The sequence below is a fragment of the Saccharopolyspora rectivirgula DSM 43747 genome (assembly GCF_000497205.1).
In the GTDB taxonomy this organism is placed as follows: Bacteria; Actinomycetota; Actinomycetes; order Mycobacteriales; family Pseudonocardiaceae; genus Saccharopolyspora; species Saccharopolyspora rectivirgula.
Genome location: NZ_AYJW01000051.1, coordinates 19,449 through 30,013, shown reverse-complemented (window position 1 = coordinate 30,013; position 10,565 = coordinate 19,449). Strand labels below are relative to the sequence as shown.

General features: G+C 69.7%; 9 protein-coding genes and 1 pseudogene. 4 read left to right on the top strand and 6 right to left on the bottom strand.

The genetic code is table 11. The features are described from left to right. Positions 1 to 499, top strand: a pseudogene (locus tag SREC43747_RS0114105) (dynamin family protein); the annotation flags it as partial. Positions 500 to 581: 82 nt separating this feature from the next. Here the strand turns inward: SREC43747_RS0114105 and SREC43747_RS0114100 are convergent. From SREC43747_RS0114100 to SREC43747_RS0114080, 5 genes are all read right to left on the bottom strand, one after another. Then, positions 582 to 2,039, bottom strand: coding sequence for a catalase (locus SREC43747_RS0114100; protein WP_029721924.1), 1,458 nt, complete (start codon positions 2,037 to 2,039; stop codon positions 582 to 584). Then, positions 2,036 to 2,533, bottom strand: a complete 498-nt coding sequence (locus SREC43747_RS0114095) for a Fur family transcriptional regulator (protein ID WP_029721923.1) — start codon at positions 2,531 to 2,533, stop codon at positions 2,036 to 2,038. The genes SREC43747_RS0114100 and SREC43747_RS0114095 overlap by 4 nt, the downstream gene beginning before the upstream one ends. A gap of 80 nt (positions 2,534 to 2,613) precedes the next feature. Beyond that, positions 2,614 to 4,098 carry a gluconokinase gene (locus tag SREC43747_RS0114090; RefSeq protein ID WP_029721922.1) on the bottom strand — a complete coding sequence of 495 codons (1,485 nt, stop codon included), beginning with the start codon at positions 4,096 to 4,098 and terminating at the stop codon, positions 2,614 to 2,616. Positions 4,099 to 4,338: 240 nt separating this feature from the next. Beyond that, positions 4,339 to 5,391, bottom strand: a complete 1,053-nt coding sequence (locus SREC43747_RS0114085; protein WP_029721921.1) for an aspartate-semialdehyde dehydrogenase — start codon at positions 5,389 to 5,391, stop codon at positions 4,339 to 4,341. Then, positions 5,391 to 6,656: an aspartate kinase gene (locus tag SREC43747_RS0114080; RefSeq protein WP_029721920.1), complete on the bottom strand. Its 1,266-nt coding sequence runs from the start codon at positions 6,654 to 6,656 to the stop codon at positions 5,391 to 5,393. The genes SREC43747_RS0114085 and SREC43747_RS0114080 overlap by 1 nt, the downstream gene beginning before the upstream one ends. A 467-nt stretch (positions 6,657 to 7,123) precedes the next feature. On the opposite strand from SREC43747_RS0114080, the gene SREC43747_RS0114075 reads away from it, so the two are divergent. The 3 genes from SREC43747_RS0114075 (at position 7,124) to SREC43747_RS0114065 (ending at position 10,217) form a co-directional block, all read left to right on the top strand. Continuing rightward, the gene (locus tag SREC43747_RS0114075) at positions 7,124 to 8,176 is read left to right on the top strand and encodes a mannosyltransferase family protein (RefSeq protein ID WP_236623198.1); all 1,053 of its coding nucleotides are present in this window, start codon (positions 7,124 to 7,126) and stop codon (positions 8,174 to 8,176) included. Positions 8,177 to 8,206: 30 nt separating this feature from the next. Continuing rightward, positions 8,207 to 8,839: a nitroreductase family protein gene (locus tag SREC43747_RS0114070; protein WP_051388027.1), complete on the top strand. Its 633-nt coding sequence runs from the start codon at positions 8,207 to 8,209 to the stop codon at positions 8,837 to 8,839. Between the two features lie 118 nt (positions 8,840 to 8,957). Continuing rightward, positions 8,958 to 10,217: an aminotransferase class V-fold PLP-dependent enzyme gene (locus SREC43747_RS0114065; RefSeq protein ID WP_081722595.1), complete on the top strand. Its 1,260-nt coding sequence runs from the start codon at positions 8,958 to 8,960 to the stop codon at positions 10,215 to 10,217. On the opposite strand, the gene SREC43747_RS0114060 is transcribed toward SREC43747_RS0114065, so the two are convergent. Beyond that, positions 10,174 to 10,518, bottom strand: coding sequence for a hypothetical protein (locus tag SREC43747_RS0114060; protein ID WP_029721916.1), 345 nt, complete (start codon positions 10,516 to 10,518; stop codon positions 10,174 to 10,176). The genes SREC43747_RS0114065 and SREC43747_RS0114060 overlap by 44 nt on opposite strands. Positions 10,519 to 10,565: the final 47 nt, after the last annotated feature.

The following is a 10,565-nucleotide window of genomic DNA, read 5'->3' as shown; positions in this document are numbered from 1 at the left end:
CTCCGCGAGCCTGCGCGCGGTCCTGCGGGACGAGAGCGGCTTGAGCACCCTGCAGGAAACCCTGCACCACCAGTTCGTGGAGCACCACGAACTGCTCCGGGCCCGCTCCGCGGCGATGGCCGTGGACATGGTGCTGCGGGCCAATCCGCGCCCGGGCATCCAGGCCCTGCGGGCGGAATTCGATCGGCTGCTGGTCAACGCCCGGGAATGGCGGGAGCTCAGCCTGCTGTCGGCCCTGGAGTCCGGCCAGGTGCGGTTCCCCCGTCCACTGCAGAACGAGGCGAAGCGGTTGCTGGGCGGCTCCGGACCGGACGTCCGCTCCCGACTGGGCAAGGACGAGAACGCGCTGGAAGTGGACCTGGCCGAAGAAGCCGCGGCCGCTCTGGCCCGGTGGCGGGAACAGGTGGTCAACCCGCTGCACGACCGCGTGCACCGGGACGCGGCCCGCGCGGTGCTGCGCTGCTGCGAGCAGCTGGTCGCCGTCCAACTGCGCCGCTGACCGGGCTCGGCGCAGAAGAAGACCGGGCCCGGAAGCAGCGCTCCCGGGCCCGGCAGGTGGTGGTGACAGTCAGTGGACTGGGTCAGCCGACCTTGGCCTGGACCTTCTCGGCGATCTTGTCACCGGTGGCCTTGTCGACGTTCCGCCAGTACTCGAAGGCCTTCTCCAGGACCGGCTTGCTGACGCCCTTGGAGAGGTGCCCGGCGACGTTGTCGATGAAGCGCTCGCGCTCCTCGTCGCTGAACACCTTCCGCACCAGGGTACCCGCCTGGGTGAAGTCGTCGTCCTCGGCGTGCTTGCGGTAGGCCGAGCGGATGACTTCCTGCTCGATGCCGGTAGCGGCCTCGTCGCCGCCGTAGGAGGCGTCGCCGTGCGGGCCGCCGTAGGAGTTCGGCGCGTACACCGGGTCGCCGATGCCGAAGCTGTACCGCATCGCGCCGTCCTTGGAGTAGCTGTTGACCGGCACGATCGGACGGTTCACCGGCAGGTCCATGTAGTTGGTGCCGATGCGGTAGCGGTGCGCGTCCGGGTAGGAGAACAGCCGGCCCTGCAGCATCTTGTCCGGCGACGGGCCGATGCCCGGCACCATGTTGGACGGCTCGAACGCGGCCTGCTCGATCTGGGCGAAGTAGTTCTCCGGGTTGCGGTTCAGCACGAACCGGCCGACCTTGATCAGCGGGTAGTCGCCGTGCGGCCACACCTTGGTCAGGTCGAACGGGTTGAACCGGTAGTCCGCGGCCTCCTCGAACGGCATGACCTGGACGTACAGCGTCCAGCTCGGGTGCTCGCCGTTCTTGATCGCGGTCCACAGGTCGCGGATGTGGTAGTCCGCGTCCTCACCGGCCAGCCGGTCGGCCTCGGCCTGGGTCAGGAACTCGTGGCCCTGGTCGGTCTTGAAGTGGTACTTGACCCAGAACTTCTCGCCCTTGGCGTTGGTCCACAGGAAGGTGTGCGAACCGTACATGTTCATGTGGCGCCAGGTCCGCGGGATGCCGCGGTCACCCATCAGCCAGGTCACCTGGTGCGCCGACTCGGGGCAGTTGGTCCAGAAGTCCCACTGCATGTCGTGGTCGCGCAGGTGGTTGTCCGCGCGGCGCTTCTGGGACCGGATGAAGTCGGGGAACTTGATGGCGTCCCGGATGAAGAAGATCGGGGTGTTGTTGCCGACCAGGTCGTAGTTGCCCTCGGTGGTGTAGAACTTGATCGCGGTACCGCGCGGGTCGCGCCAGGTGTCCGGGGAGCCGAGCTCACCTGCGACCGAGGAGAACCGGACCAGCGTTTCGGTCTTGACACCCGGCTGGAACAGTGCCGCCTTGGTGTACTGGCTGACGTCCTCGGTGGTCTCGAAGAAACCGAACGCGCCACCACCCTTGGCGTGCACGACCCGCTCGGGCACGCGCTCGCGGTTGAACTGGGCGTTCTTCTCGATCAGGTAGTGGTCCTGCAGCAGGATCGGACCGTTCGGGCCAGCGGTCAGCGAGTGGTCGTCGCTGGCCACCGGAATACCGGCATTGGTCGTCGTGACTCGTGCCGAACTCACGATTGTTCCTCCTCGTGGTGGTGGCTCAGATCCTCCGGCACGATTGCCGAGGACTGACACTCAGGGCAGTACCCCCAGAACACGATCTCCGCCTCGTCCACCAGGTAGCCGGCGGTCGAGGACGGGACGACGCAGGGCGCCGCGCCGATCACGCAGTCCACGTCCTCGGTCCGGCCGCACTGGCGGCACACCAGGTGGTGGTGGTTGTCCGCGGTGCGGGTCTCGTAGCGCGCCGGGTGCCCGGCGGGTTCGATCCGGCGCAGCAGACCCGCGTCGGTGCAAGCGTGCAGCACGTCGTAGACGGCCTGGGTGGAAACCGAGCCGAGCTCGTGCCGGACCGCGGTGGCCACCTCGTCGGCAGTCGAGTGCGGGTTCCCGGTCAGCCACCGCATCACCGCCAGGCGCGGTTTGGTGACCCGCAGGCCGGCAGCGCGCAGCTGCTGGCGCAGGTCGTCCGCACTGGTGTCGTGGTGGTCGATCGCACTGGGGGTCATACGCAGCACCAGTATGCCATGCCAAGATTGGAATTAGTCAAGAAAACACGCGAACGTGTGCTCGCCGTCGCGGAATGATTTCACCCCTGGTCAACGGCCAGCAACCGCACCGCCTCGTAGAGCTGCGCCACCGCTGGCCGCCGGGCCGCCATGACCCGCGCCTCCTCCGGGTCCGGCGCCACGGTCCGATTCGGACCCACGAGCTCCGCCGCCCGGTCAAGACTGCCCAACTCGCCGAGGGACCGCCAGCCGAGCAACGCCGCGCCCAAACCGGAACCACCGGTCCCCTCGGCCAGCCCCAGCTCGGTGTCCAGCGCGGCCGCGACCACCCGCGCCCACAGCTCGCTGCGGAACCCCCCACCAGTGGCCCGCACCGAGCGGATCGGCGCACCAGCGTCCACCACCGCGTCCCGCACCAGCGCCAGCTGCTGGGCCACCCCCTCCACCACGGCGCGGGTGATCTCCGCCCGCCCGTGCGAACGGCGCAGCCCGACCAGCGCGCCCGTCAAACCCGACTCCCACCACGGGGCGCGCTCCCCCAGCAGGTACGGCAGCGCGAGGAGGCCGTCCGCCCCCGGGGCGACCCGCTGCGCCTCCGCGAGGAGTGCAGCGACGTCCACGCCGAACGCCTCGGCCGCCCACTGGGCCACCACGGCACCGTTGCTGACCGCGCCGCCGACCACCCACAGGCCGTCCGCCAGGGCGTAGCTGAACGTCCGGCAGCGGGCGTCCACGCCCGGGCGGTCCCGGATCACCCGCAGCGCCCCACTGGTGCCCAGCGACAGGGCTGCCACGCCCGGCTGCACCGCCCCCACGCCGAGGTTCGCCAGCGGACCGTCCCCGCCGCCCAGCACCACCGGCAGCCCGGCCGGCAGGCCCACCGCCTGCGCGACCTCGGCCTTGAGCGGGAGCTGCTCGGTCGGCGACAAGATCACCGGGAGCTGCCCCGCGGTGACGTCCGCGACCTGCAGCGCGGGCCCGTACCACTGCAGCGTCTCCATCTGCTGCAACCCGGTGCCCGAGGCCAGCGAGTGGTCGGTGACGAAGTCGTCGACCAGCGCCGAGAGCACGTAGTCCTTCAGCGCGCACCAGCGCACCGCGCCGGCGGCCAGATCGGGCCGCTCCGCGGCCAGCCAGGCCAGTTTCACCATCACCGACTGGGTGTGCACCGGGGTTCCGGTGGCCTGGTGCAGCGCGGCAGCCGTGTCCCCGTCCGCCCGCAGCCGACGGGCCACCGCCTCCGCGCGCGAGTCCGCCCAGCTGAACGCCGGGGTCACCGGTTCCCCGCGCTGGTCCAAGCCGAGCAGGGTGTGCATCGCCGTGCTGAACGACAGCGCCACGACCGGGTGGCCGTGTTCGGCGGCCCAGCCGACGCAATCGACCAGCGCCGCCAGCGCGGCGTCCCGCACCCGCACCGCGTCCTGCACCGCCTCCCCGGACTCCTCCGTGCGCAACGGGTAGGACCGCTCGGTGCAGTGCAGCACTCGCGCATCGCTGGTAGCGGCAACGACTTTCGTCGCCGTCGTACCGAGATCAATACCTAAGACCACCGGTTCCTGGCGCATGGACCCAACCTATCGCGGCCGGTGCGATCCCTTCCGGCGCCACGGAACCCGTCCCGGCCAGCGCACGACGACAACACCGCCACGACCGGAAAATCTCGCAGTGAAGCGGAATTCCGCGGGAGGATTGCTGTCCGAACGAGATCAACCAGCCGGCGAGCGGGAGCGCACCACAAGAAGATCCACAATTGACAAAGGCGCCTTCCCCCCGCTCGGGAGGAAGGCGCCCCGGGCTCGATCAGATCAACCCACGATCGTCTCGGCGATCTGGTAGGTGTTCAGCGCCGCGCCCTTGCGCAGGTTGTCCCCGCAGACGAAGAAGTCCAGCGTGTTCGGGAAGTCCAGCGCCTGCCGGATCCGGCCGACGTAGGTCGGGTCCTCGCCGACCACTCCCGCCGGCGTCGGGAACACCTGGTTCTCGTGGTCGTCCTGCAGCACGATCGTCGGCTGCTCCTGGAAGACCTTGCGCGCCTGCTCCACGGTCACCGGCCGCTCGAACGTGGCGTGCACCGCCAGCGCGTGCGTGGTGAGCACCGGGACCCGGACGCAGGTCGCCGAGACCTTCAGGTCCGGAATGCCGAGGATCTTGCGGGACTCGTTGCGGACCTTCAGCTCCTCCGAGGTCCAGCCGTCGTCCTTGCGGGAGCCGGCCCACGGCACCACGTTCATCGCCAGCGGAGCCTTGAACGGGGTCTCCTCCGGCAGCCCGGCCGCCGCCAACGCCTCCGCGACGTCACCGGCCCGGACCCCGACCCGCTTGCCGGCCAGCGCCTCGATCTCGGCGTACAGCCGGTCGATGCCCTCCTGGCCAGCACCCGAAGCCGCCTGGTAGGAGGCGACGACGAGCTCCTTCAGGCCGAACTCGCGGTGCAGCGCGCCCAGCGCCGCCATCATCGACAGCGTGGTGCAGTTGGGGTTCGCGATGATCCCCTTCGGACGCTCGCGCACCTTCTCCGGGTTCACTTCCGGGACCACCAGCGGCACGTCCGGGTCCATCCGGAAGGCCCCCGAGTTGTCCACCGCGATCGCACCGCGCTCGGCGGCGATCGGAGCCCACTGCGCCGACACCTCGTCCGGCACGTCGAACAGGGCGATGTCCACGCCGTCGAAGGCCTCCGGGCTCAGCTCGACGACGGTGCGCTCGACCCCGCGCACGGTGATCTTCTTGCCGGCGGAGCGGGCCGAGGCGATGAGCCGGATGTCACCCCACGGCACCGACTCGCGGTTGTTGATGATGTCGATCATGACGGTGCCGACCGCTCCGGTCGCACCAACGATCGCCAGCGTAGGGGCCATCAGCGACCACTCCCCGCGTAAACGATGGCTTCCTCGGTGCCGCCGAGGTCGAACGCCTCGTGCAGCGCGGCGACCGCCTTCTCCAGCTGCGCCTCCCGGATCAGCACCGAGATGCGGATCTCCGAGGTGTTGATGATCTCGATGTTCACGCCCGCGTCGGACAGCGCCTCGCAGAAGGTGGCGGTGACACCCGGGTGCGACCGCATGCCGGCGCCCACCAGCGAGACCTTGCCCACCTCGTCGTCGTAGACGACCTCTTCGAAGCCGACCTCGTCCTTGATCTTCTCCAGCTCGGCGACCGCCTGCTTGCCGTTGCTGCGGGCCACCGTGAAGGTGATGTCGGTGCGGCCCGACGCGCTGCCGGAGACGTTCTGCAGCACCATGTCGATGTCGATCTCGGCGTCGGCGACCACCCGGAAGATCCGACCGGCGACCCCCTTGTCGTCGGGCACACCGCGCACCGTGACCTTCGCTTCCGACCGGTCGTGCGAGACGCCGGTGATCATCGCCTGTTCCACGGAAAGGTCCTCCACTGAACCGGAAACCAGCGTTCCGGGCTTGGCTGAGTAAGAAGAGCGGACGTGCAGCGGCACGCCGTAGCGGCGGGCGTACTCCACGGCGCGCAAGTGCAGCACTTTCGCGCCGGTGGCCGCCATTTCGAGCATTTCCTCGTAGGTGATGCGGTCCAGGTGCTTGGCGTTGGACACGATGCGGGGGTCCGCGGTGTAGACGCCGTCGACATCGGTGTAGATCTCGCACACGTCGGCGTTCATCGCGGCCGCGACCGCCACGGCGGTCGTGTCCGAGCCGCCCCGCCCGAGAGTCGTGATGTCCTTGGTGTCCTGCGACACGCCCTGGAACCCGGCCACGAAGACGATCTGCCCCTGTTTCAGGGCCTCCTGCACCCGGCCGGGCGTGACGTCGATGATGCGAGCGTTCTGGTGCGCCGAGGTGGTGATCACTCCGGCCTGCGAACCGGAGAACGAGCGGGCTTCCGCACCGAGATTGGCCACCGCCATCGCCACGAGGGCGTTGGAGATCCGCTCCCCGGCGGTCAGCAGCATGTCGAGCTCGCGCTCCGGCGGCGCTGGGTTCACCTGCTGGGCGAGCTCGATGAGTTCGTCGGTGGTGTCCCCCATCGCAGAGCACACAACGACTACGTCGTTGCCCGCCTTGCGGGTCTCGACGATTCGTTCGGCAACCCGTTTGATGCGATCAGCACTCTCGAGTGAGGAACCGCCGTACTTCTGGACGACGAGCGCCACGTGAAACCAAACCTCCTCGAGCCGTGCGGACGTCCCGGGTGCGGTTCGTCTCCGCACTGACACCGGGTGGACGAAGAGCACCGGCGCGCCCCTTGGTCAAGCGCGCCGAAGAGCCCCGCAACCTGCGGAAAGGCAACGACGTGGATGCGTCGAAGAACTTCCTGGACAGGTCGCTCCGCTGTCGAACCAGCCTACCGAACCACCACCGCCCCACCTCAATCCCGCAGCCCGCTTACTACCCTGTGAGCCGCGATTGTCGACAAGGGCGGAGGAGCGGGTTGTCCACCACTCCGGGAACGGTCGACCGGGATCAGCGGCCCACCGGACGCATCGAGGTTACGCAGCGGAAACAGTCGCAGGCGGGAACACCCGGGGTCCTCGCCCGGCTGGTGCGCAGGCAACGTCACAGACTGCTGTTCGCGGCCCCGGCTGTGGTTTACCTCGCAGTGCGGCTGATCGGGTTACTCGTGTTGAGCTGGTTATCAGCTGCTAACGAGGAATCGCTGCTGGACAACCTGCGCGCCTGGGACGGCCAGTGGTACCTGGAGATCGCCGAGAACGGCTACTCCGGGGTGGACCCGAGCATGGTGGACGGGTTCGGCAACCGGTACCCGGAGACCCCGCTGGCGTTCTTCCCCGGTTACCCGGTGCTGGTGCGCTGGGTCTCCTGGCTGCCCGGGGTGAGCTTCACAGGTGCGGCGATCGCGGTGTCGCTCGTCGCCGGGGTGGTCGCCGCGCACGGGCTGGTGCGGTTGGGCACGCGCATCGGCGGCTCCCGCGCCATCGGCCTGCTGCTGGTCGTGCTGTTCGCCGCGGCACCCATGTCGGTGGTGCTGTCCATGGCCTACTCGGAGGCGCTGTTCTGCGCCCTGAGCATCTGGGCCCTGGTGGGGGTGCTGGAGCGCCGTTGGGCGCTGGCCGGGCTGTGCTGCTTGGGGGCTGGGCTGGTGCGGCCCACCGCGGCCGCGCTGATCGCCGTGGTCGGTTTGGCCGCGCTGATCGCCCTGTTCCGGCGCACCGACGGTTGGCGACCGCTGGTGGCGGTCCTGACCGCCCCGCTGGGCATGCTGCTCTACATGGGCTGGGTGGCCCAGCAGACCGGTGAGCTCAACGGCTACTTCGAGCTGCAGCGGCGGGGTTGGTCGTCGAGCTTCGACGGCGGTGCGGCCACGCTGCGGTTCGCCGTGGAGACCTTGACCGGGAACAAGTCCGGGTTGGAAACGCTCACGGTGTGGCTGTCCTTGGTGGCGCTGGTGCTGCTGGTGATGTGCGTGCGGCAGCGGCTGCCGTGGCCGCTCGTCGCGTTCGCCGCAGCGGTGCTGGTGCTTACCCTGGGGTCGGACGGGCTCATGTACTCCAAGGTCCGGTTGATGCTGCCGGCGTTCCCCCTGCTGTTGCCGGCGGCGATGGGCCTGGCCCGCTGTCGTCGCGCCACTGCCGTGGCGGTCACGAGTTTCGTGGTGTTCTTCGGCGCCTGGTTCGGCGCCTACTCGCTGACCGCCTGGCCGTACGCGATGTGATCTTCCGACACAGCCACCCGGAGGGGCGTCGTGACAACTGATGAGTTCACCGATGAGCAGGTGATCACCAGCAAGCCCGCGGAAACCTCGGTCCCGCTGCACGAGCTGCTGGCCCAGCGGTGGAGCCCGCGAGCCCTGGACCCGCGCGTGCAGGTCGACGACCGGCAGTTGACCGCGCTGTTCGAGGCGGCCCGCTGGGCGCCGTCGTGGGGGAACACGCAGCCGGCGCGGTACATCGTGGGGCGGCGGGGTGAAGAGGTCTTCGACCGGATCCACGCGACCCTTTCCAGGGGGAACTCGGGGTGGACCACCAACGCCGCCGCGCTGGCCGTCGGGATCGCCCAGACGGTCACCGACGACGGGGAGCCGATGCCGTACGCGGAGTACGGGCTGGGGTTGGCCACCCAGAACTTGGTGCTGCAGGCGGTCGCCGAGGGGTTGGTGGCGCACCAGATGGCCGGCTTCGACCGGGAGGCGGTGCGCGCCGAGTTCCGGGTGCCGGAGGGCTTCGAGCCGATGGTGGTGGTCGCGATCGGTGGCGCCGGACCGCTGGACGGCCTGCCGGAGCGGCTGCGGCAGAAGGAACTCGCGCCGCGCCGTCGCAAGCCGTTGTCCGAGCTGGTGTTCGGGCGTTCGTGGGGCGAGTCCCGGTTCGACAGCTGAGGGAGCGGTGCGCCGTTCGGACCAGCGGGCTGCTCCTACCCCGAGTTGGCGAAGAAAATTCATGCTTTTCCGGTCCTCTGGTTACCTCCAGCGACCCCATGGGGTATGAACGTCACTCGTGTGGATCAGCACGCGATCGGAAGCGGAAGCACTGGACAGCACCGACGAGTTGGCCGAGCTGCGCTGCCAGTACCAGCTTCCACCCGACCTGATCCGGTTGGACGGCAGCAACGGCGGCCCGCTCCCCGGTAGCACCCCGGCCCGACTGCGGCGCTTCGTCGAGCACCGCTGGGACTGCCCGGCCGGGCGACCGCGCAGTGACGCCGACTGGCGCGCGGAAGCCCGCCGAGCAGCCGCCGGCCTGGCCCCCTTGCTGGGGGCCGCCCCCGAGGAGATCTCGGTCGTCGAATCCACGTCGATGGCCCTGTTCCAAGCCCTGCTGGCGGCCGCCCGGTTGCGCCCGGACCAACCGGTGCTCGCGGTCGGCCGGGACTGCAACGCTTCGGAGCACTACCTCGCCCGCTCCGCCGCCGAGTTCGCCGGCGCCGAGCTGCGAATGCTGTCCGATGTGGAAGAACTGCGCCAGTTGCCGCGGGGCGAAGTGGCGGCCGTGGCCCTGTCCCACGCCGACCTGGACTCCTGCAGCTTGCGGGACGTCGCCGCGGTGACCGCCGAGATCCACCGGTTGAACGCGCTCGCCGTGTGGGACCTGAGCCACTCCGCCGGCGCGGTGGAAGTCGACCTGCACGGCTGGAACGTCGACTTCGCGATCGGCTGCGGGTACCGGTTCCTGGGCGGCGGGCCGGGCGCTCCCGCGTACTGCTTCGCCACCAGCCGGCACCGCCAGTTGTTGCGCGGCCGCTCCTGCACCTCGGCCGGGATCCCCTACCCGCCGCCGCACGGCCACCCGGCCGCCGCGTCGTCCTTCGTGCTGGCCGGAATAACCAGCAGTCTGTCCATTCTGGATGGAGTGCCTCCGGCGGCGCTGCACCGCAAGACCCAGCGGATGACCGATCTCTTCCGCCACCTGCTCGACGAGCAGGGCGTCCCCGAACCCGCCGAGGTGGTCCGGGCCCCGTCGGGCGCGCCCACCAGCGCGCAGGTCGACGTCCGGCACCCCGACGCGCAACTGGTCGTGGACCGCCTGCTGGACCGCGGAGTGGTGGCCGATTTCGCCGAGCCGGACCGGGTCCGGTTCAGCTTCGCCCCGGTTTGGCTGCGCTACGTCGACGTGTGGGAGGCCGCCCAGCAGCTGACCACCGTGCTGCACCAGACCGCCCAGGTGCCCGCTCACCCCCGCCCCGGCGCAGTGAAGTCCGCAATGGACCGATCGGTCAGCGCAGGGAGTGGATCGCCCGAGCGGCTATCGACGTGGTGATCAACCAGAACAGCGCCGCACAACCGTAGTTCAGCAGCACCGCGAGCTCCGGGTCCGCCGGCACGAACAGGTCCTGGAAGCCCAGCGCCAGGGACTCGGCGGAGGAGGACACGAACTGGGCGATGCCGTTCTCCGGGTTCGCCCCCACGAGCGTGAACACCACGTGCAGCGCCAGCAACCCCGCGGCGATGCTGCCCCACCAGCGCACGGCGTTGCCGAGCAGCGCGACCAACCGGGCCCAGGCGCGCCGCAGCTCGGCTCGCCGAGAACCCGTGCCGTGAGCACTGACTTCTTCGGTCACGCCAATCAGTGTGGCACGGTCGTCACCGCGGGAGCTACGGCCGAGCA

Coding starts and splice junctions, on each gene's coding strand:
- SREC43747_RS0114090 (WP_029721922.1), bottom strand. CDS start 4,098: ATGCGCCAGGAACCGGTGGTCTTAGGTATTGATCTCGGTACGACGGCG.
- SREC43747_RS0114085 (WP_029721921.1), bottom strand. CDS start 5,391: ATGGCCCCTACGCTGGCGATCGTTGGTGCGACCGGAGCGGTCGGCACC.
- SREC43747_RS0114095 (WP_029721923.1), bottom strand. CDS start 2,533: ATGACCCCCAGTGCGATCGACCACCACGACACCAGTGCGGACGACCTG.